Origin of the sequence: Kineococcus radiotolerans SRS30216 = ATCC BAA-149, from assembly GCF_000017305.1 — a bacterium.
Classification (GTDB): Bacteria; Actinomycetota; Actinomycetes; order Actinomycetales; family Kineococcaceae; genus Kineococcus; species Kineococcus radiotolerans.
The window spans coordinates 2,075,123-2,098,751 of record NC_009664.2 but is presented as its reverse complement, the minus strand read 5'-3'; the positions used below and the strand labels follow the sequence as shown (position 1 = coordinate 2,098,751).

25 protein-coding genes and 1 pseudogene are annotated in these 23,629 nt (G+C 76.2%); 11 read left to right on the top strand and 15 right to left on the bottom strand.

What is annotated here, in order from left to right; all coding sequences use genetic code 11:
- Window positions 1-21 precede the first annotated feature (21 nt).
- Window positions 22-612: a GNAT family N-acetyltransferase gene (locus KRAD_RS10090; RefSeq protein ID WP_012085470.1), complete on the top strand. Its 591-nt coding sequence runs from the start codon at window positions 22-24 to the stop codon at window positions 610-612.
- Between the two features lie 67 nt (window positions 613-679).
- Window positions 680-1,432, top strand: a complete 753-nt coding sequence (locus tag KRAD_RS10085) for an ABC transporter permease (RefSeq protein WP_012085469.1) — start codon at window positions 680-682, stop codon at window positions 1,430-1,432.
- Window positions 1,433-1,514: 82 nt separating this feature from the next.
- On the opposite strand, the gene KRAD_RS10080 is transcribed toward KRAD_RS10085, so the two are convergent.
- The 4 genes from KRAD_RS10080 to KRAD_RS10065 all read right to left on the bottom strand — a co-directional run bounded on the left by KRAD_RS10080 (window position 1,515) and on the right by KRAD_RS10065 (window position 4,353).
- A complete protein-coding gene (locus KRAD_RS10080) occupies window positions 1,515-1,718 on the bottom strand; it encodes a cold-shock protein (RefSeq protein WP_012085468.1) in 204 nt (67 codons plus the stop codon).
- A 269-nt stretch (window positions 1,719-1,987) separates the two neighbouring features.
- A complete protein-coding gene (locus tag KRAD_RS10075; RefSeq protein ID WP_012085467.1) occupies window positions 1,988-3,196 on the bottom strand; it encodes a glycoside hydrolase family 15 protein in 1,209 nt (402 codons plus the stop codon).
- A gap of 97 nt (window positions 3,197-3,293) precedes the next feature.
- Window positions 3,294-3,845, bottom strand: a complete 552-nt coding sequence (locus KRAD_RS10070) for a GNAT family N-acetyltransferase (protein WP_012085466.1) — start codon at window positions 3,843-3,845, stop codon at window positions 3,294-3,296.
- Between the two features lie 49 nt (window positions 3,846-3,894).
- Window positions 3,895-4,353 carry an Lrp/AsnC family transcriptional regulator gene (locus KRAD_RS10065; RefSeq protein ID WP_012085465.1) on the bottom strand — a complete coding sequence of 153 codons (459 nt, stop codon included), beginning with the start codon at window positions 4,351-4,353 and terminating at the stop codon, window positions 3,895-3,897.
- 94 nt (window positions 4,354-4,447) lie between these two features.
- Between KRAD_RS10065 and KRAD_RS10060 the strand changes: the two genes are divergently transcribed.
- A complete protein-coding gene (locus KRAD_RS10060) occupies window positions 4,448-4,882 on the top strand; it encodes a rhodanese-like domain-containing protein (protein WP_012085464.1) in 435 nt (144 codons plus the stop codon).
- A 48-nt stretch (window positions 4,883-4,930) separates the two neighbouring features.
- Here the strand turns inward: KRAD_RS10060 and KRAD_RS10055 are convergent, their stop codons facing one another.
- The 3 genes from KRAD_RS10055 to KRAD_RS10045 form a co-directional block, all read right to left on the bottom strand.
- Entirely contained in the window at window positions 4,931-5,644 is a 714-nt protein-coding gene (locus KRAD_RS10055) for a GAF and ANTAR domain-containing protein (protein WP_012085463.1), read from the bottom strand.
- A 63-nt stretch (window positions 5,645-5,707) separates the two neighbouring features.
- Window positions 5,708-6,463: a GAF and ANTAR domain-containing protein gene (locus KRAD_RS10050; protein ID WP_041293002.1), complete on the bottom strand. Its 756-nt coding sequence runs from the start codon at window positions 6,461-6,463 to the stop codon at window positions 5,708-5,710.
- Window positions 6,464-6,572: 109 nt separating this feature from the next.
- Entirely contained in the window at window positions 6,573-7,739 is a 1,167-nt protein-coding gene (locus KRAD_RS10045) for an acyl-CoA desaturase (protein ID WP_203417543.1), read from the bottom strand.
- Window positions 7,740-7,875: 136 nt separating this feature from the next.
- On the opposite strand from KRAD_RS10045, the gene rpmG reads away from it, so the two are divergent.
- Window positions 7,876-8,043 (top strand): 50S ribosomal protein L33, encoded by a 168-nt coding sequence (gene rpmG / locus KRAD_RS10040; RefSeq protein ID WP_012085460.1) that lies wholly within the window; start codon window positions 7,876-7,878, stop codon window positions 8,041-8,043.
- A 110-nt stretch (window positions 8,044-8,153) separates the two neighbouring features.
- Window positions 8,154-9,977, top strand: coding sequence for a SpoIIE family protein phosphatase (locus tag KRAD_RS10035; RefSeq protein WP_012085459.1), 1,824 nt, complete (start codon window positions 8,154-8,156; stop codon window positions 9,975-9,977).
- A 39-nt stretch (window positions 9,978-10,016) separates the two neighbouring features.
- On the opposite strand, the gene KRAD_RS10030 is transcribed toward KRAD_RS10035, so the two are convergent.
- Window positions 10,017-10,679, bottom strand: coding sequence for an HAD family hydrolase (locus KRAD_RS10030; protein WP_012085458.1), 663 nt, complete (start codon window positions 10,677-10,679; stop codon window positions 10,017-10,019).
- An 88-nt stretch (window positions 10,680-10,767) separates the two neighbouring features.
- On the opposite strand from KRAD_RS10030, the gene KRAD_RS10025 reads away from it, so the two are divergent.
- The 3 genes and pseudogenes from KRAD_RS10025 (at window position 10,768) to KRAD_RS10015 (ending at window position 12,609) form a co-directional block, all read left to right on the top strand.
- The gene (locus KRAD_RS10025; protein WP_012085457.1) at window positions 10,768-11,547 is read left to right on the top strand and encodes an SDR family NAD(P)-dependent oxidoreductase; all 780 of its coding nucleotides are present in this window, start codon (window positions 10,768-10,770) and stop codon (window positions 11,545-11,547) included.
- 70 nt (window positions 11,548-11,617) lie between these two features.
- Window positions 11,618-12,130, top strand: a pseudogene (locus KRAD_RS26990) (molybdopterin-dependent oxidoreductase); the annotation flags it as partial.
- A complete protein-coding gene (locus KRAD_RS10015) occupies window positions 12,103-12,609 on the top strand; it encodes an FAD-binding oxidoreductase (protein ID WP_012085456.1) in 507 nt (168 codons plus the stop codon). The pseudogene KRAD_RS26990 and the gene KRAD_RS10015, both read left to right, overlap by 28 nt.
- Before the next feature lie 27 nt (window positions 12,610-12,636).
- Here the strand turns inward: KRAD_RS10015 and KRAD_RS24240 are convergent, their stop codons facing one another.
- Window positions 12,637-14,232, bottom strand: a complete 1,596-nt coding sequence (locus KRAD_RS24240) for a PP2C family protein-serine/threonine phosphatase (RefSeq protein WP_012085455.1) — start codon at window positions 14,230-14,232, stop codon at window positions 12,637-12,639.
- 106 nt (window positions 14,233-14,338) lie between these two features.
- Between KRAD_RS24240 and KRAD_RS24235 the strand changes: the two genes are divergently transcribed.
- Complete coding sequence (locus KRAD_RS24235; RefSeq protein WP_049821147.1) at window positions 14,339-15,340, top strand: ATP-binding protein; 1,002 nt, start codon at window positions 14,339-14,341, stop codon at window positions 15,338-15,340.
- A gap of 6 nt (window positions 15,341-15,346) precedes the next feature.
- Here KRAD_RS24235 and KRAD_RS10000 read toward each other — a convergent pair whose 3' ends face one another.
- Window positions 15,347-15,979 (bottom strand): FMN-dependent NADH-azoreductase, encoded by a 633-nt coding sequence (locus KRAD_RS10000; RefSeq protein WP_012085453.1) that lies wholly within the window; start codon window positions 15,977-15,979, stop codon window positions 15,347-15,349.
- A gap of 9 nt (window positions 15,980-15,988) precedes the next feature.
- Complete coding sequence (locus KRAD_RS24230) at window positions 15,989-18,283, bottom strand: putative bifunctional diguanylate cyclase/phosphodiesterase (RefSeq protein WP_012085452.1); 2,295 nt, start codon at window positions 18,281-18,283, stop codon at window positions 15,989-15,991.
- A 131-nt stretch (window positions 18,284-18,414) separates the two neighbouring features.
- Between KRAD_RS24230 and KRAD_RS09990 the strand changes: the two genes are divergently transcribed.
- The gene (locus tag KRAD_RS09990; protein WP_012085451.1) at window positions 18,415-18,597 is read left to right on the top strand and encodes a hypothetical protein; all 183 of its coding nucleotides are present in this window, start codon (window positions 18,415-18,417) and stop codon (window positions 18,595-18,597) included.
- Window position 18,598: 1 nt separating this feature from the next.
- On the opposite strand, the gene KRAD_RS09985 is transcribed toward KRAD_RS09990, so the two are convergent.
- Genes KRAD_RS09985 through KRAD_RS09975 form a run of 3 tightly spaced genes read right to left on the bottom strand, consistent with a single transcriptional unit; the run spans window position 18,599 to window position 21,236 of the window.
- On the bottom strand, window positions 18,599-19,492 hold the full coding sequence (locus KRAD_RS09985; RefSeq protein ID WP_012085450.1) for a metal ABC transporter permease: 894 nt from the start codon (window positions 19,490-19,492) through the stop codon (window positions 18,599-18,601).
- Entirely contained in the window at window positions 19,489-20,295 is an 807-nt protein-coding gene (locus KRAD_RS09980) for a metal ABC transporter ATP-binding protein (RefSeq protein ID WP_012085449.1), read from the bottom strand. The genes KRAD_RS09985 and KRAD_RS09980 overlap by 4 nt, the downstream gene beginning before the upstream one ends.
- 8 nt (window positions 20,296-20,303) lie before the next feature.
- Entirely contained in the window at window positions 20,304-21,236 is a 933-nt protein-coding gene (locus tag KRAD_RS09975) for a metal ABC transporter solute-binding protein, Zn/Mn family (RefSeq protein ID WP_012085448.1), read from the bottom strand.
- Between the two features lie 135 nt (window positions 21,237-21,371).
- Between KRAD_RS09975 and KRAD_RS09970 the strand changes: the two genes are divergently transcribed.
- On the top strand, window positions 21,372-22,691 hold the full coding sequence (locus KRAD_RS09970) for an APC family permease (RefSeq protein ID WP_012085447.1): 1,320 nt from the start codon (window positions 21,372-21,374) through the stop codon (window positions 22,689-22,691).
- A gap of 7 nt (window positions 22,692-22,698) precedes the next feature.
- Here the strand turns inward: KRAD_RS09970 and KRAD_RS09965 are convergent, their stop codons facing one another.
- Window positions 22,699-23,598 carry an ATP-grasp fold amidoligase family protein gene (locus KRAD_RS09965; protein WP_012085446.1) on the bottom strand — a complete coding sequence of 300 codons (900 nt, stop codon included), beginning with the start codon at window positions 23,596-23,598 and terminating at the stop codon, window positions 22,699-22,701.
- Between the last annotated feature and the right edge of the window lie 31 nt (window positions 23,599-23,629).

Genomic DNA, 23,629 nt, shown 5'->3' with positions numbered 1-23,629 from the left:
CCCGGCGCTAGGGTCGGGGGTGTGAGCGCGTTCTCCACCCCCGTCCCGCTGTCCGGTGACCGCGTCGCGCTGGAGCCGCTGGCGCCCGAGCACGCCGAGGGGCTGCGCGCCGTCGTCGCCGAGGGCGACCTGCACCGGACCTGGTACACCCGCATCCCCGCCCCCGACGAGGTCGAGGCGGAGATCGAGCGCCGCCTGGAGCTGCAGGCGCAGGGGAGCATGGCCCCCTGGGCGGTCCGCCGCCTCGACACCGGCGAGGTCTGCGGGGCGACGACCTTCATGAGCGTGCGGCCCGAGGCCCGCCGGCTGGAGATCGGTTCCACGTTCTACGCCCCCAGCGCCCAGCGCACCGGCGTCAACACCGAGACCAAGTCCCTGCTGCTCACCCGGGCCTTCGAGGAGCTGCGCTGCATCGCCGTGGAGTTCCGCACCCACTGGCACAACCAGCGGTCGCGCACCGCCATCGCCCGCCTCGGCGCGAAGCAGGACGGGGTCCTGCGCAACAACGACGTCTGGCCCGACGGCTCCTACCGCGACACCGTGGTGTTCTCGATCCTCGAGTCGGAGTGGCCGGCCGTCCGCAGCGACCTGCGGTACCGGCTGGCGCGGTGACGGCTGGCCCGGTGACGGCCGGCCCGGGTCGGCGCGGCCCGGGGGTGCCGGCCCGCGCCGGGTCCTCGTGAGCACCCCCACCGCCGCCGAGCTCGGGCCGGTCGCGCTCGCGCTCGTCCTGCTCGCCGCCGTCGCCGTCGCCGCGGGACGCCTCGGCGGGATCCGGCAGGGCCGCGACGTCGTCGTCGTGGTGGCCCGCGCGCTCGGGCAGGTCGTCGCCGTCGGCCTCGTCCTCGGCCTCGTCCTGCGCACCCCCGCGCTGGCCCCGCTCTACCTCGCCCTCGCCCTCGGCGTCGCGTCCTGGACCTCCGCCCGCCGGCTGCGCTCGCCCGGGACGTGGCCCCTCACGGCGCTCGCCATCGGCGGTGGCGCCGCCGTCGCGGCCGGTGTCGTGGTGGGGGTCGGGGCGCTGGAACCCCGCGTCCTGCAGGTCCTGCCCTTCACCGCGCAGCTCGTCGGGGGAGCCATGACCGCGACCACGCTGGCCGGGCGGCGGATGCTCGACGACGCCGCCGCGGACTGGGCGGGCGTGGAGGGGTGGCTCGCGATCGGGGCGAGCCCGGCGCAGGCCCTGGCGCCGCTGGGCCGCACGGCCGCCGCGCGGGCCCTGGCCCCGGCGCTGGACCAGACCCGGACCGTCGGCCTGGTGACGCTGCCGGGGGCGTTCGTCGGTCTGCTGCTGGGCGGGGCGAGCCCGCTGGAGGCGGCCAGGGTGCAGCTGCTCGTCCTCGTCGGCCTGATCGCCGCGGAGACGATCGCCGTCGTCGTCGTCACGACCGGTCTGGGCCGGCGGGTGACCCGTCGCCCGGAGCGTTCGTGAAACCCTTCACGAACGGGGCCGGGAACGACCCAGGGCCCCCTCCCCGTGCGGGGGAGGGGGCCCTGGGGGAGTCATCGCCCGCTCAGAGAGCGCGCACGTCCTCGGCCTGCGGGCCCTTCTGGCCCTGCGTGACCTCGAACTCCACGCGCTGGTTCTCCTCCAGCGAGCGGTAGCCGTTGCCGCCGATGGCCGAGTAGTGCACGAAGACGTCGGGACCGCCGCCGTCCTGTTCGATGAACCCGTAGCCCTTCTCAGCGTTGAACCACTTGACGGTGCCCTGAGCCATTCGTTCTCCAACACGTTCCAGTCGGGTCGGGCCCCGCGCCTTCCACGGGACCCGGGCTGAGTGGGAACGTCACACCGGGCCGGTCGACCCGTGCGACGCCCGCAACACACTCCGCGGGCGTACGAAACGATCGAGGAGCTGCGGTGACCTGCAGCCGTGGGGAAGCTAACACGCAAGGTGCGAGTGTGCGCAAGACCTCCACACGTCCCGATCTGCCGCGGACGCCGGTGCGGGCCCCCCGTTCCGGGGCCGTGTCCCCCCGTCGCGGGTCAGAGCGCGGCGACGGCCAGCACCGCGGCGGCCGCCGACCAGCCCAGCGGGGCCGGCCCGGCCGGGGACCCGTCGGCGAGGACCTTCTCCGGGATCGACCCCCACGAGGTCCGGTGCGCGTCCAGCCAGTCCAGCCAGGCCCGGGCCTGCCCGGTCCGGCCGCTGCACGCGGCCACGTGCGCGACCACCGCGGTCTCCGGGGTCCAGGAGACCCCGTCCCGCCGCCAGCCCGCCCCCGGGGCCAGCCCCCCGGCCGGGCGCCGGGCCTGGACCTGGTAGCGGTCCAGGGCGGCGAGGACGTCGGGCTCGGCGCGCGCCGCGAACGGCGGCAGCAGGAACGCGACCGCCGCGTCGACCCCGCCGGGGGGTTCGTCGAGGTCGGCGTAGCGGGCGAAGCCGGAGGGCGCGAAGCGCTCGCGGACCAGCGCCCGCAACCGGTCCGCCGCGCGGCCCACGGCCAGGGCGCGGCGGCGCTCGCCCAGCCGGGAGTGCACCGCGGCGGCCGCGCGCAGCCCCGCGACCAGCGGCGCCGCGGTGCCGAGGGTGAGGCGGGTCTCGCGCCGCTCCCAGTAGTCCGGCGAGGGCTCGGGCAGCTCCTCCCCGCCCCCGGTCCGGTCCAGGACGAACTCCGTCGCCGCCTCCAGCAGGGCCCGCGCCCCCTCCGCCCGCGCCCGGGCCGAGGCCGGTGACGGGTCGGCGTCGAGGACCTCGCGCAGCGCCCACAACGCCCAGCCGGCCCCGTCGTCCTGGCGCCGCCGGCCGTCGGGGGTGCCGCCCCCGTCGAGCAGGTACCGCGCCTCGAACCCGCCGTCGTCGAGCTGCACGTCGGCGAGGAAGCCCAGGACCCGGTCGGCGTCCCCCGGGTGGGCGGTGCGCGCCAGCGCGACCGCGGCGAAGGCGGAGTCCCGCGGCCAGGCGTAGCGCCAGCTCGGCGCCGGCCCGGCGGCCACGGCCCCGCTCGCGGCGGTGAGGGCCCGCAGGTCCAGCAGCCCCTGCCGCACCATGGCCTCGTAGGGGCCCCCGGCGCCCGGGACGACCCCCTCGGCCAGCCACGCCGCGTCGGCGCCGTCGTCGGCGGCGTGCCAGGACGCGTCGTTCAGCAGGCGGGGGACGGGTGCGGCCTCGGTGCGCTCGGGCAGCGCCGTCGCCCCGGCCGCGGCCAGCACGAGACCGGTGCCCCCGGCGGTCAGGACCCAGCGTCGACGCACCGTCCCACCCCCGTCCACCGGCCCGACCGAGCCTCGACGGTAACCCGCGCCGCCGCCCCGGCGGAGGCGTTCCGCGGGCCGGGCGCACCGGGCCCGGTCAGGTCGCGGTGAGCTCCCGCACCACGATCCGGCTCAGCGGGCGGTCCGCGTAGAGCAGCCGCACCGCGTCCGGGTCGGGGTTGCCGGCGTCGGGACCGGTCCAGACGAGGTCCAGCCCCGCGCGCTCGGCGGCCGCCTTCGAGCGCGCGTTGCCCGCCAGCAGGTAGGCCGTGACGGCGATGTCGGGACGGACCCGCTGCGACGCGGCGATCCCGGCCCGGACGATCTCCTGGGCCAGGCCCCGCCCCCAGACGTCGCGGGCGAGGCGGTAGCCGAGGTTCCAGGCCAGCCCCAGCCGCAGGTCGCAGCCGCCGGTCCCCATCAGCCGCCCCTCCGCGTCGCGCGCGACCCAGCTGCCCAGGCCGATGACCTGCCAGCTCTCCTCCACGTGGGCCAGGAGCTCCTCGGTCGCCCCGCGGTGGGTGTGGCGGCGGCTGGGGTAGTGCTCCCACACCGCCGGGTCGGAGTACAGGGCGAAGACGTCGTCGACGTCGGCGGGGACCGGGCGCGTCAGCACGAGGCGTTCGGTGCGGACGAGTTCGTCGCTCACGCCGGCCACCCTCGCACGCGGGCCGACCCCGCCGGGGCGCCCCCGCCCCTCAGGCCGGGTCCAGCCGCCGGCGCGGCAGCGGGCTGGAGTAGACGACGCTGGTGGTGATGCCGCCCAGGGTCGCGAGCTTGCCGGTGATGCGTTCCAGGTCGCGCATGGAGCGGGCGAGGACCTTGAGGACGAAGCAGTCGTCCCCGGTGACGTGGTGGGCCTCCACGACCTCCGGGGTGGTGTCGAGCAGGTCGTGGAACGGCTTGTAGTTGCCCGTGGGGTAGGCCAGGCGCACGAACGCGGTGACGTCGTAGCCCAGCGCCTGCGGGTCCAAGGTGGCGCTGTAGCCGGTGATGACGCCGGTGTCGGTGAGGCGGCGCAGACGCTCGGCGGTGGCGCTGGCGGAGAGGCTGATCGCGCGGGCCAGGTCGGCGACGCTGATCCGCCCGTCCCGCTGCAGCTGCTCCAGGATGCGGTGATCGGTCGCGTCCAGGACCGGCCGGGGATTCGTCGCCACGATGGCGAAAGTACCAGCGGATCGACGGCTGGACCGGGCACACGCCGTGGAGGTGCCCTGGCCCGTCCGGCGCCGAGCGGGTTCGATGGTGGGCATGCCGACCTCGACCCCCGCGGGGATCTCCGCCGTGGACTTCTTCGCCGCCAAGCTGACCCACCAGACCGACCCGGCCGACCTCGCGGCCGAACGCGCCGCCGGTGCGGCGCCGCTGGTCCTCGACGTGCGCTCGGCCCAGGGGTGGGCCCAGGGCCGCCTCCCCGGCGCGGTGCACCTGCCCCTGGACCGGCTGCGGGAGGACGTCGGGGCGGTGGCTCCGGACCTCGACGCCCCTATCGTCGTCTACTGCTGGGGGCCGGGCTGCAACGGCTCCACCCGGGCCGCCCTGGTGCTGGCCACGATGGGCTACACCCGGGTCCGCGAGCTCATCGGGGGGTTCGAGTACTGGGTGCGGGAAGGGTTGTCCGTCGTCACCGACGCGGGACGCACCCGGCACGCGCCGGACCCCCTCGCCGCCCCCGTCGGCCCCTGACGGCCCCCGGGGACGGCCCGCGCGGGCCGTCCCCGGGACGTCCGGCGGTCAGGGCGCCGGGGGCAGGTCCAGGCGCAGCGCCCCGGTGACGACGGCCGTGGCCACCGCCGTGAGGGAGGTCCCGCTGCGCCGGGCGTGGTCCCGCATCCGGGTGAAGGCCTCCGCCACGCCGGTCCCCGCCCGGGCCGCGAGCACGCCCTTGGCCTGCTCGATGACGATGCGGCTCTGCAAGGCGCCCTGCAGCTGCTCCGAGAGCACGGTCTTCTCCCGCAGCGACCGCTCGTTGATCAGGCCGATGGTCGCGACGTCGGCCATCGCCTGGCCCAGCGCGAGACCGGTGGCGCTGATGGGCGTGGGGGAGAAGAGGTTCAGCGCGCCGATGACCCGCCCGCGCAACCGCATCGGCAGGGCGGAGGTGTGCCGCACCCCGGCCTCGGCGGCCGCCCGGCAGAACCGGGGCCAGCGCTCGCCGGCGGCGGCGACCTCGACGTTCAGGATCGCCTTCCCCGTCGCGAAGGTCTCCACGCAGGGACCCTCGTCGACCTCCAGCTCGAACAGCTCCAGGTCGCGCGTCGCCCGGGAGGTGCCGGCGACCAGCTGCAGCCGGCCCCGCTCGTCGGAGAGCATCAGCCCCGAGGCGTCGACGTCCAGCAGCTCGACGCAGCGGTCGCTGAGGACGTGCAGGAAGTCGACGACGTCGAAGTCGGCGACCAGGGTGTCGGCCAGCTCGACGAAGACCTCGGCGATGCGCTGCTCACTCACGGGGTTCCCCCTCCACGTCCTGCTCCTGTCTACTCGTCGCGCCGCCCGCCCACACCCCGGACCTCACGTCGCCTCCCCCGCGGCGCCCGGTCCCAGGCGCACGCGCCCGGCGACCACGTCAGCGGCGACCTCGTCGAGGGGGCGCTGCTCGGTGTAGGCGCGGGCCCGCAGCAGCAGCAGGGCCTCGCCCAGGCCGGTCCCGGCGGTCACGCTCACCACCCCGGTGGCCTGGTGCACGACGGCGCGGTCGTGGGCCAGCGGGAGGCTCCACGGTTCCAGCCGCCCGGGGCCGGCGTCGGGACCCCGCCGGGCCTGGGCGTGCAGCAGCACGGTGGTCGCGGTCGAGGCGAGGTCCAGGGCCTCGGCCACCTCGGCCTCGTCCAGCCCCCCGGGGCGCTCGCGGTAGAGGTCGAGGACCCCCAGGCGGATCGCGCCGATGCGCAGGGGGAACGTGAACACCGCGGCGGCGCCCGCGGCCAGCGCCTCGCGGGTGAACGCGGGCCAGCGCCCGGCGGCCCCCAGGTAGGGGTCGGCGGCGGCGAGGTCGGGGACGAGCACGGGCCGGCCCGTGCGCGAGGCGTCCACGCACGGCCCCTCCCCGAGGGTGAACTGCAGGTCCTCCAACGCCACGGCCACGCCGTCGGAGGCCGCCACGAGACCGGCGGGGTGGTCGGTGTCGTCCATCAGGGCCAGACCGGCCCCGGAGACGGGCAGCACGCGCCCGCACCGCTCCACCAGCCGGCGGGGCAGGTCCGCCGCGGTCGTCCCGTCCCGCACCAGGTCGGCCAGGATGACGCGGACCCGTGCCTCTGCGTCCACGTGGTCCACCTCCGGGCGTCGGTCGTGGTCGAGCCGCAGGGCCCCGGCGCGGGAGGGCAGGACCCCCATCCGACCACGGGCGGGCCACCCCCACCAGACCCGGCGGGGGTCAGCTGCGCAGCTGGGCCGCGAGGGGGCAGGAGTTGTCCCGGCGCCCGGCCAGGCCCACGGTGTTCAGGTGCACCACGACGGCGCGGAACGCGCCGACGAAGGACGTCTCGGTGTAGGGGATGCCGTGACCGGCGCAGAAGTCCCGCACGATCGGGCGCACCTTCCGCAGGGTGGGCCGGGGCATGCTCGGGAACAGGTGGTGCTCCACCTGGTGGTTCAGCCCGCCCATGACGAGGTCGACCCACCAGCCGCCGCTGACGTTGCGCGAGGACGTGACCTGGCGGTGCAGGAAGTCGAGCTTCGCGCCGCGGGCCAGGATCGGCATGCCGGTGTGGTTGGGCGCGAACGCCCCCCCGAGCAGCACCCCGAAGCAGGCGAGGTCGACGGCCACGAAGGCCAGGACCTTCAACGGGGACATGACCGCGCCCGCGAAGGCCAGGTAGAGCGCCCAGCGGACCACGACGAGCGAGATGTCGACCGCCCGGCGGGGGCGGGGAGCGCGGGAGGTCAGGTTCCGCGCGCTGTCGACGTGCAGGTTGAGGCCCTCGAGCAGCAGCAGCGGGAAGAACAGGAAGCCCTGGCGGCGCAGCAGCCACGCGTGCAGCCGGCTCTTCCCCTCGACGGCCTCGGGGTAGAAGGCCAGCGCCTTGGACTCGATGTCGGTGTCGCGCCCGCGCTGGTTCGGGGCGCTGTGGTGCACGCCGTGCTTGCCCAGCCACCAGCCGTAGCTCAGGCCCGCCCACCCCGAGGCCAGGCCGCGGGCGGCGACCTCGTTGGCGCGGGGGCTGCCGAAGACCTGCTGGTGGGCGGCGTCGTGGCCGAGGAAGGCGACCTGGCTGACGACGACGGCCACCACGGGGGCGAGCAGCAGCTGCCACCACGTGTCGCCGAGGTTCCAGGACGCGACGGCGACGGCGCCGAGGACGGCGAGGAGCGCGGCGGCCCGCAGGACGTACCAGCCGGGACGGCGCCGCATCAGCCCGCGCTCGCGCACCTGCTGGGCGAGGGCCTGGTAGAGCTTCGCGCCCTGCGGGCGGGCGGCGGGGCGGGGCTCGGCCCCGGCGGGGGTGAGGGTTCCGGTCTCGGGGGACCGGGTGAGGTGGGTTTCCACGGTGTGTCCGTTCATCGCGTCCTGCGTCGCGACGTGCCACCGGGTCCAGGGCACCACATCACTCTCTCCGGTCAGAGAACCACGCCGCCGGGGCCCGCGCACGCCGGGGTGCCCGGGCGGGACCCGGTGGGAATGGTTGTCGGTCGCAGCAGGTTGGACGTGCTGTCCCACGAACACGAAGGAGCAGTCGATGGCCAAGTCCGCCGACGTCCGCCCGGTGGTCCAGCTCAGGTCCACGGCCGGCACGGGGTTCACCTACGTGACCCGCAAGAACCGCCGCAACGACCCCGACCGGCTGGTCGTGCGCAAGTACGACCCCGTCGTGCGCGAGCACGTCGAGTTCCGCGAGCACCGCTGACGACACCCGGCGCGGCGGCCGCGCGAGCGCGCGGCCGCCGCCCGCCGTAGGGTCGTCCGGCGAGGACGCCCGGCCCGGAGGCGTCGCTGACGAGGGGAGCGCGCCGGTCGATGGCCCTGCCCAAACCCGACTTCGCCCGGGTCTTCGACGAGACCCCGGTCCCGCTGCTCCTGCTCACCCCCGACTTCGTCATCGTGCACGCCAACCGGGCCCGGCTGGAGGCCACTGCCACCACGCTGGAGGCCACCGTCGGCCGCGGGTTGTTCGAGGTGTTCCCGATGAACCCCGACGACCCGGCCGCCGACGGGCTGGTCAACCTCCGCGACTCCCTCGCCCTGACCCGCGACACCCGCCGGCCGCAGACGATGGCCATCCAGAAGTACGACATCCCGATGCCCGACGGCAGCTACGAGGAGCGGTTCTGGAGCCCGCGCAACGTCCCGATCCTGGACGAGCGCGGCGAGGTCGTGCTGCTGCTGCACCGCTCCGACGACATCACCGGCTACGTCCAGGCCCGCGAGGCCGCGCGGGTCTCCGCCGAGCTGAACGACCGCCTGCGCGAGCGCGCCGAGCGCGTCGAGCACGACCTGTTCTCCCGCACCCGCGAGCTGGAGCAGCTCGTCGCCCACCTCGGGCGCGCCACCGCCCGCGCCGAGCTGCTGGCCGGGGTGACCGCCGAGCTGACCAGCACCCTCGACGGCGAGGAGGCCGTGGGCCGCCTGGCCCAGCTCGTCGTCCCGCAGCTCGCGGACTGGTGCATCGTCAGCCTGGTCACCGAGGGGCGGCCGGGGGCGGCGCGCGCCCTGCGCGACGTCGGCAGCTGGCACGCCGACGAGGCCCTGCGCCCGGTCGTGGCCGAGTACGCCGCCACCCGCCTGGGCGTGCTGCGCGCGGGGTCCCTGCTGGACCAGGCCCTCTCCACCGGCCGGCCGCAGGTCCAGGCGTCGCGGGCCCTGGAGTACCTGACCTCCGTGCTGGAGCCCGGCCGGGCCCGCGACCTCGTCACCGAGCTCGCCCCCGAGTCCCTGCTCACCCTCCCGCTGCGCGCCCGCGGGCGGACCCTCGGCGTGCTCATGCTCGCCAACGGCGCCGCCCGCAGCCCCATCACCGCGGAGGAGACCGCCACCGCGACCGACATCGCCGGGCGGGCGGGGCTCGCCCTCGACAACGCCCGCCTGTACCGGCAGCAGCGCGAGCTCGCCGAGGCCCTCCAGCGCTCGCTGCTCACCGAGCCCGCCCAGCCGGACCACCTCGAGGTCGCGGTGCGCTACACCCCGGCCGCGGAGACCGCCCGCGTCGGCGGGGACTGGTACGACGCCTTCGTTCAGCCGTGCGGCACGACGATCCTCACCATCGGCGACGTCCTGGGCCACGACACCGACGCGGCGGCGGCCATGGCCCAGATCCGCTCGCTGCTGCGGGGGATCGCCGTGGCCACCGACGCCGGGCCCGCCGCCGTGCTCACCGGGGTCGACCGGGCCGTGGTCGCCCTGGAGGTGGGCACCACCGCCACCGCCGTCGTGGCCCGCGTGGAGCAGACCCCCGAGGAGGCCCGCCGGGGGGTCCGCCGGCTGGTGTGGTCCAACGCCGGGCACCCGCCGCCCGTCGTCCTCACCCCCGGCGGCACCGCGACGGCCCTCCAGGGCGCCGCGTCCGAGCTGCTCCTCGGGGTGGTGCCCGACGCGCCCCGCACCGAGAGCGTCGTCGTGCTGGAGGCCGGCTCCACCGTCCTCCTGCACACCGACGGGCTCGTCGAGCGCCGCGGGGAGGGGCTGGACGACGGGCTCGCCCGCCTGCGCGACGTCCTCGAGGAGCTCGCCGCGCGCGACCTCGACCTCGGCACCCTGTGCGACGAGGTGCTGGACCGGATGCTGCCCGAACGGCCCGAGGACGACGTGGCCCTGCTGGCGCTGCGGATGCACCCCGAGGACTGACCCGCCACGGCGGGCCCCGGTCGGGGCCCGCCGCCCGCGTCAGGACCCGGGGCGGGCCAGCGGGGTCTCGTCGAGGTGCTCGCGCAGGTCGACGAGGGAGTCGAAGACGCCCACCGCCCCGGCCGCGCGCAGCTCCTCGACGCCGAACCCGCCCGTGCGCAGGGCCAGCGTCGGCACGTCGAGCTTCCCGGCGGACTCGACGTCGTAGACGGAGTCGCCCACCATCACCCCCGAGGTGCCGCCCACCTTCTCCAGCGCCACCGCCACCAGGTCCGGGGCGGGTTTGCTCGTCTCGGCGTCCTCGGACGTCGTCCAGGCGTCGGCGAGCCCCTTCCCGTCGACGAGGTCGAGGAAGACGTCGACGTGCTTGCCCGACCCGGAGCTGGCCAGGACGAGGCGGAAGCCGCGGTCCTTCACCGCCCGCAGCAGCTCGTGCGCGCCCTCCAGGGGCTGGACCTCGCCGATGAGCCGGTCGAACTCCTCCGTCCACGCCGTGCGCAGGTCGTCGCCGTGGGCCTCCTCCACGTCCTGCCCCCCGACGGTGGGGACGAAGACGTCCCCACCCATGCCGATCCCGCGGTGCAGGCGCCACAGCGGCAGGGTGATGCCGAAGCGGCGGAAGGCCCGGAACCAGGCCAGGGCGTGCTGGTAGTTGGTGTCGACGAGGGTGCCGTCGACGTCGAAGATCGCGGTGTCGGCCATGGGGTGGGCCTACCCCGGACGGGAGTCCCCCACGCACCGGGACGGGACCCGCTGGTCGGGGGGTCCCGCGGGCGGTAGACAGGGCACCGTGCGCATCGACCTCACGGGGAAGTCGGCCCTGGTCACCGGCTCCAGCCAGGGCATCGGCCTCGCCGTCGCCGCCGGTCTCGCCGGGGCCGGGGCCCGCGTCGTCCTCACCGGCCGCGACGCCGGGCGCCTGGAGGAGGCCGCCGCCGGGCTGCCCGGCGAGGTGACCTGGGTGGCCGGCGACCTCACCACCGACGCCGGCCACGCCGCGCTGATCGAGGCCGTCCCGGCCGTGGACGTCCTCGTCAACAACCTGGGGATCTTCGGCTCCGCCGACCCGCTGGCCATCAGCGACGACGAGTGGCGCCGCTACTTCGACACCAACGTCCTCACCGCGGTCCGCCTCACCCGCCACCACCTGCCCGCGATGACCGCGAACGGGTGGGGCCGGGTCCTCTACGTCTCCAGCGACTCCGCGGTCGTCACCCCGGCCGAGATGATCCACTACGGGGTCACCAAGACCGCGCTGCTCGGCGTGCACCGCGGTTTCGCCAAGGCCGCCGCGGGCACGGGGGTCACGGTGAACAGCGTCCTCGCCGGACCCACGCGCACCGGCGGCGTGGAGGACTTCGTCCGCGAGCTCGTCCCCGGGGACCTGCCGTGGGAGGAGGCGCAGCGGCGGTTCATGGCGGAGTTCCGCCCGCAGTCCCTGCTGCAGCGGCTCATCGAACCCGAGGAGATCGCGAACATGGTCTGCTACCTCGCCTCGCCGCTGGCCTCCGCCACCACGGGGGCCGCCGTGCGGGTCGACGGCGGCTACGTCGACGCGATCCTGCCGTGAACCCTCCCGTGACCCCCGGCGGGGAGTTCGACGAGCCCGAGGTCCCCCGGGTGACCCGCGGTTTCACCGGCCGACCCCGCGCGTGGACCCCGACGAGTGGCGGTTCACCGTCACCGACGAGTCGGGGAGCTCCCACCACTGGGACTGGAACGGGTTGCGCCGCCTGCCGCGCGAGACGTTCCGGACCGACCTGCACTGCGTGACCCGGTGGTCGAAGCTCGGGACGGAGTGGACGGGCTACTCCCTGGACGCGTTCTTCGCGCGGGTGGACACCTCCGCCCAGCACGCCCTCGTCACCAGCTACGGCGGCTACACCACGAACCTCCCCGTCGCCGACCTCCTGGGCGGGCGGGCGTGGATCGTCACCGGCTACGTCCGGCGCTGAGCGCCGGCTCCAGACGCACCCCTCGAACCCGTGCACGGCGGCCCGGCACGGTTGCTGGTGCCGCACCCGTACCTGCGGAAGTCCGCGAAGCGGGTCCGCTCGATCACGCTGTCCCCCACCGAGGACCTGGGTTTCTGGGAACGCGTCGGGTACCACGCGCACGGCGACCCGTGGCGCGAGCAGCGGTACTCGCTCTGAACGGCTGGCGCGCGGCGCGGGTCCTGGAGGTGCGCCCGGAGAGCGCGACCGCGCGGACCCTGGTGCTGGGGATCGCCTCCTGGCCCGGGCACCTGGCCGGGCAGCACCTCGACGTCCGACTCACCGCCCCCGACGGCTACCGGGCCGTCCGCTCGTACTCCATCGCGTCGGCCGCGCTCGGCCCCGGCCCCGCCGAGGTCGAGATCGGGGTGGAACTCCTCCCCGACGGCGAGGTCTCCTCATTCCTCACCGGCGAGGTGCGGGCGGGGGACGTGCTGGAGGTCACCGGCCCGCTGGGCGGGTGGTTCGTGTGGCGCCCCGGCGCCCCGGGGCCCGTGCAGCTCGTCGGCGGCGGGTCGGGCGTCGTCGCGCTGGTCTCGGTGGTCCGCACCCACGCCGTCGTCCCCGACCCCCCGCCGCTGCGGCTGGGGCACGAGGCCGGGCGGATCCGCACCGAGCGGTTCGGCTCCGCCCGCTGACCCCGCCCGGGTCGGGCGGGCGCGCCGTCAGCCCGGGGCGTCCTCGCGCAGGACGTGGACGAGCGTGTGGTCGTCGCGCCGCCCCGGGGTCCCGGCGTGGCGCAGGGCGGCCGCGGCCACCGCGTCGATGACCCGGGCCGGGTCGCGGCCGGGGATCTGGCCCACGGCGAGCAGCAGGCCGTCCAGGCCGAACTCGGTGCCGTCCGGCGACCGGCTCTCCAGGACCCCGTCGGTGAAGGTCAGGAGGCTGTCGCCCACCGCGAAGGGGTGCACGGTGTCGCGCCACACCGCGCCCCCCACGATCGAGGACAGCAGCGGCCCGGTGGGGGGCAGCTCCTCGAAGCGGACCTCCCCGCCCCCCGGCGCGGCGTCCCCGCCGGGCAGCAGCAGGGCCGGGGGGTGACCGGCGTTGGCGTGGACGAGGGTGCCGGCCCCGGCGTCGACGATGCCCACGAAGGCGGTGGCGAACAGCTCGCCCGGGACGTCCTGCAGGTCGGCGCTGACGGCGGTCAGCGCGGCGCCGGGGCTGCCGTGGGTGCGCAGGGCGGTGGCGAGGGAGTGCTTGAGGCGCAGCGCGAAGACCGCGCTGTAGGGGCCGTGGCCCGCGACGTCGCCCACGACCACGCCCAGGCGCCCCGGGCCGACCTGGACGGTGTCGTACCAGTCCCCGGCGAGCACGCCCTCGGCCGCGTCGAGGCGGGCCGTCACCCGCACCCCGTCCACCCGGGCGGGGGAGGGCAGCAGCGCCTCCCGCACGGCCCGCACGGCTCGGTCCTCCTGGTCGAGGGCCCCCAGGGCCTGCCGGGTCCGGTCCAGGTCGGCCAGGAGGCGGTCGCGCATCGCGCCCACGTCACCGGCCAGGTCCCGGACCTCCAGCGCCCCCTCGGCCCGCAGGTCCGCCGACAGGTCCCCGTCGGCCACCGCCCGGGTCGAGACGGCCAGGCGCCGCAGCGGCTGCGTCACCTGGCGCACCATGACCAGGCAGCTCAGGCCCAGCAGCGCCGCCAGCGCCGCCAGCCCGCCCGCGGTGCCCAGGACCAGGCGGGTCTGCAGCTGCTCGGTCCGGTCCTGGCTGCGCTGCTGCTCCTGCACGAGCCAGCCGTCCACCTGCTCCACCTCGTCGCGCACGGCGTCGAAGAGGTTCTTGCCGTACATGGTCGCCCCGATCGTGGCGGCCGCGGCGCGGTCGTCGTTCCCGACCAGCGCGACCTGCTCCCGGGCGTAGGCGTCCCACTCCGCGTGCGCCGCCTCCACGTCGGCCAGCTGCTCCGCGGGCCCCCCGACCGCCCGCAGGTGCGCGCGCACCTCCCCCGTCCGGCCGGGCAGCTCCCGCTGGGCCACCTGGTAGGGCGAGAGGAGGTCCGGCTCCCCGGTGATGACGTACCCGCGCAGGCTGGTCTCCTGGTCCACGTACCGCGTCAGGAGGTCCGCGGTCGCCTGCCGGGCCACGGCCACCCGGACGAGCAGCCGCTGCGCGTCCCCGAGCTGCTGGGCGGTGACGACGACGAGAGCGCCCCCGCAGACCAGGACGATCAGGGCCAGCAGGCTCGCCCCGGCCAGGCGTCGCGTCAGCGAGACCCGTCCCGCGCCGCCTCGCGCGGGCCGCCGTGGCGTGACCCCCATGCCAGCACTGAAGCACACGACCGCCCCGGGAGGGAGCCGCTGGGTCGCTGCTCGATCCACGGTGTTGACGCAGGGTAGTTTCGCGGGGACGGGGAGGAGCGGAGCGGTGGACGAGGACGTGCGGGTCGAACTCCCGGCGGAGGCCGGCAGCGCGGGGCGGGCCCGCCGCCACCTCCGGCGCACCCTGGAACGCTCCCCGGCCGGGGCGGGGGTCCCCGAGGCCGTCGCCGCCGACGCCGAGGTCTGCCTCAGCGAACTCGTCACCAACGCCCTGCTGCACGCGGGCACCGACCTCGTCGTCCGCGTCGGCCTCACCCCCGCCGTCCTGCGCCTGGAGGTCAGCGACGGCTCGCCGGTGGTCCCGCAGTGGGTGCCGCGCAGCCTGACCGCCTCCACCGGCCGCGGGCTCCGGCTGATCACCGCGCTGAGCGTCGCCCGCGGGGGCGACGTGCACCCCGACGGGCGCGGCAAGACCGTCTGGTGCGAGCTGGCCCTGACCGGGCGCGACGCGGACGCGGACCCGGCGGACGAGGCCGCGGCCGGGCCGGGCACGGGGGGCGTGGAGGTCGACGCGGCCCTGCAGGAGGAGATCGACGCCCTGCTGGCCAGCGAGTGGTCCTCGGTGCCCGACCCGGCCCCCGACCCCCCGGCCCCCGCGCCGGAGGGGATCCGGCTGCTGCGCTACCCGCTGCGGCGCGGGGTGCGGATGCGCGAGCACCGCGAGGCGGTGCTGCGCGAGCTCCGGCTGCTCACCCTCACCCACGCCATCACCGACCCCGCCACCGCCGCGCGCGCCGGCGCCGTGGGCGACGCGCTGGCCGTCGAGTACGCGGGGCACCTCAAACCGGGCCAGGTCCAGATCCTCCAGGCCCTCGCGGCCGGCCGGGACAGCGCGGACCTCGTCTACGCCGTGCTGCCGGGCCACCGGGAGCGGCTGGAGCGGTGGCGCGAGGGGGACGTGGAGCTGGAGCGCCTCAGCGCCGCCATCGGCGTCGCGGTCCTGGCCTCCCCCGCGGACCTGCGCGAGCTGATGGACTGGATCGTGACGGAGTTCGCCCGCCAGCTCGACGGCCACGCCCCCCGGCCCTGGACCGGCCCGCTGGACTGAGGAGGGCTAGAGGGTCCTCGCCAGCTCGCGCGCCGCGGCCAGCGCGGCCTGGAACTCCGCCGCGCCGCGCTCCTTCAGCGCGGCCATCTCGGGCAGCCGGTCGGCCAGCGTCGCGCTGGTCTGCACCACGTGGACGTCCATCCCCAGGGAGTTGCCCAGGACGATCCGCAGCACCGGGACCCCGTGGTCCCAGCCCTCGGTGGGGCTGCCCGCGTCGTACGTCGCGCCGCGGCTGCTGACCACGACGGCGGGACGCCCGGCCAGCGGCTGCGACCCCTCCCCGGCCAGGACGCCGGGGATGTGGAGGTGGTCCAGCCACACCTTCAGCGTCGAGGGCACCGTGTAGTTGTAGAGCGGCGCCCCCACGAGGACGACGTCGGCGGCGAGGACCTCGGCGTGCAGGGTCGCGGTGAGCGCGTCCTGCTCCGCGGGCGGGTTCGCGCCGGGGCGGCGCGCGGCGGCCGGCCAGTGCTGCTCGGCGTCGGCGAAGTGGGGGAGCGGGTCCCGGTGCAGGTCGCGGTGGGTGACCGTGTACTCCTCCCCCCGGGCCCTCCAGGTGTCGGCGAAGGCCGCGGTGACGGCCCGCGAGCGCGACGTCGCGAGGTCGGCGGAGGAGTCCAGGTGCAACAGGTGCGGCATGGCGCGAGGCTACCCAGCCGCGGGGGCGGACGGCGCCGCGCTCACCGCGGCGCGGGGCCGCCCGGCGGGCGGGGCCCCCGCCGGGTCCGCCGCCGGGTCCGCCGCGCCGTCCGCGTCCGCCGGGGGGAGGAAGCCCTCCGCGTACTCGGCGGCCGGCAGCGGCCGGGAGAACAGGTACCCCTGGCCGTAGCGGATCCCCAGCTCCAGCAGCCGGTCCCGCTGCCCGGGGGTCTCGACGCCCTCGGCGAGCACGTCGAGGTCCAGGGCCGCGGCCATGGCCTGCACTCCGGCCACCAGCGGGGCGCCGTCGCCGGTGACGGTGGAGACCACGGAGCGGTCCAGCTTGAGCAGGCGCACGGGGAAGCGGCGCAGGTAGTCCAGCGACGTCCAGCCGGCGCCGTAGTCGTCGAGGTGGACGTGGACGCCCGCTTCGTGCAGCAGCCCCAGGGTGCGGCTGGCGGGCCCGTCCTCGTGCAGGCGCTCGTGCTCGGTGATCTCCAGGTGCAGCAGGGGGGCGGGGACCCCGGCCCGGGCCAGCGACGCCAGCACCCGCGCCGCCAGGTCCTCCTCGCGCAGGCTGTCGGGGGTGAGGTTGACGCTGACGGGCAGGACGGCGCGGCCCTGGTCGCGCCAGCGGGCCACCTGGTCGAGCACGTCGTCGAGGACCACGGTGTCCAGGGTGCTGTCCAGGTCGTTGTCGTTGACGAGCTCCAGGAACTCCCCCGGGCTGAGCAGGCCCCGCAGCGGGTGCCGCCAGCGGACGAGCGCCTCCGCCCCCACCGCCCGTCCCGAGCGCAGGTCCACCAGCGGCTGGTAGTGGATCTCCAGGTGCCTCACCTCCGGTGCCCGCCCGGCCAGCAGCTGACGGATCTCCCCGCCGAGGGTGTACCGGTGGGCCACCGCCGAGCGCAGGTCGGGGTGGAACGGCGCGACCCGCCCCCCGCCGGCGCCCTTGGCGGCGTACATGGCGACGTCGGCGTGGGTGAGGAGCCCGGCCAGCGGCAGGAGCCCGCCGTCGGGGGACTCGTCGTCGGCGAGGCCGACGCTGGCCCCCACCCGCAGCACCAGGTGGTCCACCACGACGGGGGCCTCGAGGTGGTTCAGCACCCGCTGGGCGACGGCCTCGGCGTCGGCGGTCGGCACGAGCACGACGAACTCGTCACCGCCCAGGCGCGCCACCAGCCCGGAGGGGGCGGCGGCCCCGGTCAGGCGGTCGCGGACCTCCCGCAGCAGGGCGTCGCCGACGTCGTGCCCGTGGGTGTCGTTGACCTGCTTGAACTCGTCGAGGTCGATGAGCAGCAGGCTGTGCGGGACGCCGGGGTCCCGCTCGTCGTAGGCCCGTTCCAGGCCGCGGCGGTTGGCGAGGTCGGTCAGGGGGTCGTGCTCGGCGAGGTGCTCGCTGGAGCGCAGCGCGGCCGCGGCGCGCAGCAGGCACAGCCCGGCCACGACCGCCCCGGTCACCGGCACCGTCCACCCCGGCAGCCCGGGGACGCCGCTGACCCGGGCCACCCCCCAGGTCGCGGCGGGGACGAGCACCAGCGGCAGCATCCCCAGCAGGGCGCCGGAGGGCCGGCGGCCCCGCGCGAACGTCTCCGCGGCGAAGGCCCGCGTCATCGTCGGGTGCAGCGCGGCCAGGCCCAGGACGAGGACGCAGGACACCCCCAGGACCTGCGCGGGCTCGCCCGGCAGCGCCAGCCGCCGCCCGTGCAGGGCGGAGGTCAGGTCGTAGGCGATGGTCAGCAGGGCGCCGACGAGCAGCAGCCGGGAGCTGGTGCTCAGGCCGCGGCGGGTCAGGGTGAACCGGACGAGGACGCCGAGGAGCACGACGTCGACGGTGGCCACCGCGACCCCTCCGGCGTCCCCGCGGCCGGCGACGACGACCGCGACGAGCTGGGCGGCGACGAGGGCCAGGACGGTCGCGGTGACCACGAGGTCCAGCCGGTCCCCGGCGGAGCGCTCCGAGCGGCGGGCGGCGCTGCGGCCCACGTGGGCGACGACGCCCGCGGCCACCGCCTGCCCGGCCCAGACCAGCCCCGTCGACCAGGCGTCGAGGTGCCCCCGGTCCTGGACGAGCAGGCCGCCGGCGCCCCACAGGGCGAGCATGAGGCCCAGCAGCGGCCACGCGGCCCCGCGCGGGCGGTGCACCGCGGTCCCCACCGCGACGAGCAGCACCGAGAGGACCGAGGCCACCACGACGGCGCCGGAGCGCCAGGCCGGCACCAGGAGCACCCCGGCGCAGCCCAGGGCGGTGGCCCCGGCCAGGACGCGGGTGAGGTGGGCGGTGCGCGGCACCGGAGCGATCACGGTCCACCGTCGGCCCGTCCGGGCCCCGCCTTGACCGGTCGGGCCCGTTCGGCGGTGCGGCGTCCGCGCCCGGCCGGGCCCCGGCGCCGGGGGTGGTCGTGACCCGCCGGGGGCACCTGGGACCCTGGGGCGTGTCCCCGCGCAACCGCACCACCAGGCGCCCCGCCGTCCGGCGGGTCCTGACCTGGACCCTGCTGGCCCTCGCGTTCTGGGGCGTGGCCGTGCTCGACGACGGGTTCCTGCCCTGGGTCGCCGCGTTCGCGGCGGCCTCCGTGGCGGTGGCGGTGGCCTTCGCCGGCCGCCGCCGGGTCTGACTCAGGCGACGCCGGCGACCGCGGGCCGGGCGGGGCCGGGCCGGTCGGCGGGGCGCCGCACCCGCGCCACCAGCCGGCACACCAGGTAGATGGCGAAGGACACCGTCGTCACGTACGGGCTGATGGGGACCGACGAGCCCACGGCCAGCAGCAGCCCGCCGACCATCGCCGTGACGGCGAAGGCGACCGAGAGCACCGGCACCGCGAACGGCGAGGCGCTCACCCGCATCGCCGCGGCGGCGGGGGTCACCAGCAGGGCCAGCACCAGCAGGGCCCCGACGACCTGGACGCTCATGGCCACCGCCAGGCCGAGCACGAGCATGAAGGCCGGCGACAGGGCCCGCACCGGGACCCCGCGCGCGGCGGCGACGTCGGGGTCCAGGCTGGCGAACAGCAGCGGGCGCCACAGCACCGCGAGCGCGACGACGACGACGGCGGCCAGGACGGCCAGCGACACCAGCTGCGGGTCGTCGACGGCGACGATCTGCCCGGTGAGCAGCCCGAACCTGTTCGCGGCCCGGCCCTCGTAGAGGGCCAGGAACAGCACCCCGAGGCCGAGGCCGAACGGCATGAGGACCCCGATGGCGGAGTTGTGCTCGCGGGCCCGGGCGCCGAGGACGCCGAACAGCACGGCGGCGAGGACGGAGCCCACCAGCGAGCCGACGACGACGTTCGCCCCGAGCAGCAGGGCGCCGGCCCCGCCGGCGAAGCTGAGCTCGGCGATCCCGTGCACGGCGAAGGGGAGGTCGCGGGCGACGATGAACATCCCGATGAGCCCGCCGACGAGGCCGAGCAGGGCCCCGGCCCAGAGGGAGTTGTGCACCAGGGCCAGGAGCTCCCCGTAGTCGGAGAAGTCGACGACCTTCTCCCAGGCGATGTTCGTGGCGGTGTTCACGACGCTTCCTCGTGCTCGTGGGCGTGCGGGTGCTCGCTGGGGGCGGCGCCACCGGCGACGAGCAGGCGCCCGTTGGAGCGCAGCACCTCGACGGGGGAGCCGTACAGGTCCGACAGCGTGGCGGAGGTCATGACCTGCTCGGGGGGGCCGACGCGGAAGCGGCCGTTGGCCAGGTAGAGCACCCGGTCGGCGTAGGGCAGGACGGGGTTGACGTCGTGGGTGACGAAGAGGACGGCCGCGCCGGTGCGGGTGCGGCACTCGTCCACGAGGGCGCTGACGGCGCTCGCGTGGTGGAGGTCCAGCGACAGCAGGGGCTCGTCGGCCAGCAGCAGGGCCGGGTCGCCGACGATGCTCTGCGCGACCCGCAGCCGCTGCTGCTCGCCGCCGGAGAGGCGGCCGACGGGGGCGTCGGCGTAGTCGAGCGCGCCGACGGCGTCGAGGACCCGGTCGACCTGCGCCCTGGCCCGGCGGGAGGGCAGCAGCGGGCCCCAGCGGTGGCCGTCGAGGCCGAGGCGCACGAAGTCGCGGGCCCGCAGCGGGGTCGTGGGCTCCAGGCCCTTCTGCTGGGGGACGTAGCCGATGCGGCGGTCGCCGCGGCGCACGGGACGGCCGGCGACCTCGACGGTGCCGGCGGCGAGGCGCTGCTGGCCGAGGACGACCTTGAGCAGGCTGGACTTGCCGGCGCCGTTGGCGCCGAGGACGGCGACGAACTCCCCGGGGGCGATCTCCAGGTCCAGGCCGGACCACAGCGTGCGGTTGCCGTAGGCCAGCGAGGCGCCCGCCAGCCGCAGCGCGGGCCTCACCCCGGGCGTCACCGGGCCAGCGCCGCCGCGATCGCGTCCACGTTCCCGGTCATCCACGTCGTGTAGTCCTCGCCGTCGGGGAGCGTCTCGGTCACCGGCACCACCGCGATGCCGTTGTCCTGCGCAGCCTGCAGGACCTGCTCGGTCTGCGGGCCGGTGGTCTGCTCGTTGTGGACCAGGGCGCGCACCTGCTTCTGCGTGAACAGGGCCAGTGTCTCCTGGAGGGCGTCGACGGGGACGTCGGTCTCCTCCTCGATGGCCTCGGAGAACTCCTCCGGCGTCGCGTTCACGGTGCCCAGGGCCTCGAGCAGGTAGCCGGGGACGGGCTCGGTGATCGCGACCGGCTGGCCCTGGGTCGTCGCGGCGTCCGCGGTGATCTTCTGCTGGAGGGTGTCCAGGCCCGCCTCGAAGGTCGCCAGGTTGGCCTCGAAGGTGGCGGCGTCGTCGGGGGAGGCCTTCGCGAGCTCCTCCTCGACGGCCTGCGCGACCTTGCGGACGGTCTCGACGTCGTACCAGACGTGCTCGTTGAGCTCCTCGCCCGCGGCGGCGGTCTTCCCGGAGAGCTCGACGGCGTTCAGCACGACGGCCCCCGAGCCGGCCGCGTCGAGCATGGTGTCGACGAAGTCGTCGTAGCCGCCGCCGTTCTCGACGACGACGTCCGCCTTCGACAGCTCCAGCTGGGTGCGGGTACTGGCCTCGTAGCTGTGCGGGTCGGCGCTGGGGTCGTCGATGATCGAGGTGACCGTCGCGGCGTCGCCGGCGACGGCTTCCACGACGGAGCCGTAGACGTTGGTGGAGGTCACGACGCTGAGGCCGTCGTCGGAGGCGGACGCGGAGGACGCCGAGGACGCGGGGGTGCTCTCGCCGCCGCCGCAGGCGGCCAGGGCCAGGGAGGCGGTGAGGGCGGCGGCGAGGGCGAGGGGCGTGCGGCGCGACGGCATGCGGCGACTTCCTGACGATGGGAACGGTTGTCGATAACTCTACGCCAGGTCCCGCGCGCCCCCCGCCCGCTGCCCGGTGCTCTCCGCGGTGCGCTCCGGGTGGCTGGGGGTGGCGGCATCGGGTAGGCAGACCCGGTGACCACGACCCACGACGCGCCGCCGACGGGCCTGGCCCGCGCCATCAGCGGCAAGCTCCTCTTCCTCTTCATCCTCGGCGACGTCCTCGGCGCCGGGATCTACGCGCTGGTGGGGACCCTGGCCGGGGAGGTCGGCGGGGCCGTGTGGGTCCCGCTGCTGGTCGCGCTCGTCCTCGCCTCGCTGACCGCCGCCTCCTACGCCGAGCTCGTCACCAAGTACCCCAAGGCCGGCGGCTCCGCGGTCTTCGCCCAGCGCGCCTTCGGCAAGCCCGTCGTGTCCTTCCTGGTGGGCTTCTCCATGCTCGCCGCCGGCGTCACCAGCGTCGCCGGCCTCGCCCTGGCGTTCTCCGGCAGCTACCTCTCCGAGCTCATCGACGTCCCCGCGACGCCCGCCGCGCTGGTGTTCCTGGTGCTGGTCGCGCTGCTCAACGCCCGCGGCATCAAGGAGTCCCTGCGCGCCAACCTCGTCATGACGGTGGTCGAGGTCGGCGGCCTGCTGCTGATCATCGCGCTGGCCGCGGCGGTGCTGGGACGCGGCGACGGGAACCCCGGTCACGTCCTGGAGTTCGACGGCGCCTCCACGCCGGTCGCGGGGATCCTCGCGGCCTCGGTCATCGCCTTCTACTCCTACGTCGGCTTCGAGACCTCCGCGAACGTCGCCGAGGAGGCGATCGACCCCGCCCGCACCTACCCGCGCGCCCTCTTCGGCGGTCTCGCCGTGGCCGGCGTCGTCTACGTCGGGGTCGCGCTGGCCGTCTCGGTCGCCGTCGACACCGCCACCCTCTCCGGGTCCAGCGGCCCGCTGCTGGAGGTCGTGCGCGTGGCCGACGTCGGGCTGCCGGGCTGGCTGTTCTCCCTCATCGCGCTCATCGCCGTCGCCAACGGGGCCCTGCTCACCGCCATCATGTCCAGCCGCCTCACCTACGGCATGGCCACCGACGGGCTGCTGCCCTCCGCGCTGGGCCGGGTCCTGCCCGGGCGCCGGACCCCGTGGGTCGCGATCGTCGTCACCACGCTCGTCTCGATGCTGCTCGTGCTCAGCGGGGACCTCGAGACCCTGGCCGCCACCGTCGTCCTGCTCCTGCTCATCGTCTTCATCTCCACCAACCTGGCCGTCCTGGTGCTGCGCAAGGACGAGCCCGGGCACCGGCACTTCCGCACCCCCACCGTCCTGCCCGTCCTCGGGATCGTCTCCTGCGTCGTGCTGCTGACCCAGCAGGAGGCGGGGGTGTGGCTGCGCGCGGGCCTGCTGCTCGCCGTGGGGGTCGTCCTGCACCTGCTCACCCGGCGCTTCTCCCACCGCGCCGTCGAGGTGTGAGGGCGGGTCAGGCGTAGCGGCGCGGCACCGTCCACGGCTCCCCGAACACCGCGTCGAAGCGGCGGGGGGTGAAGGGGCTGTCGCCCCCGGCCGGGTAGTTCGTGAGTTCCCCGAACACCACCCGGCCGGGGAGGTGGTACAGGTCCACCCGAACGAAGTCCGTCCCCGCCGCGAGGCGCTCGGCGACGGCGACCATCTCCTCCAGCCGCGCGGGACGCGGGTGCGGCGGATCGGCCCACGCCGGCCCGCCGCTCAGCGGCAGGTGCTCCCAGTCGGGGCGGTGGAAGTCCTGGGTGCGGTGCCCGAACCGCCCGGAGTCCACCTGCACGAAGTGGCAGCGGCCGTGGAAGACGAAGAACTTGTAGTCGTCGGGGACCGCCCCGTCGGGGCCCCGCAGGAACTCCTCCACCAGCACCTGCGGAGGCACCTGCCCGTAGACCCACTCGCGGTTGGGGCCCTGCCCGTAGAGCTGGCCCACCCAGTGCCGGGCGATGGCGACGAGCTGCCCGCGCCCGGCGTGCTCGGGGCGGACGTGGGCGTAGACCCAGCTCCAGCGCGCCTCCGGCAGCCGGGCGTCGGCGGGCGCCTCGGGGGAGACCACCACGACCGCGCCGCTGCCGTGGGTGGGCTTGAGCACGTACGCCTCCGGCAGCTCCAGCGCCGCCAGCTCCCCCGGGTCGCGCACCAGGCCGTGGCACCGGGGCAGGTACCCCTCGCCGACGACGGCGGCGACGTGGTCGCGCACGGCGGCCTTGTCGGCGAAGGTCACCAGCAGCGGGCGGCGGTCGCGCAGCATCTTGTAGCGCACCTTCTCGGTGAAGGTGCGCGGGCGGCGGGTGCGCGCCAGCCGCCAGGCGCGGACCAGCCGGCTGCGCTCGCGCCACCGGGGTCCCTCGGAGCGGTTCACGGGAGCACTCTGCCCGACCGCGCGCGCCCGC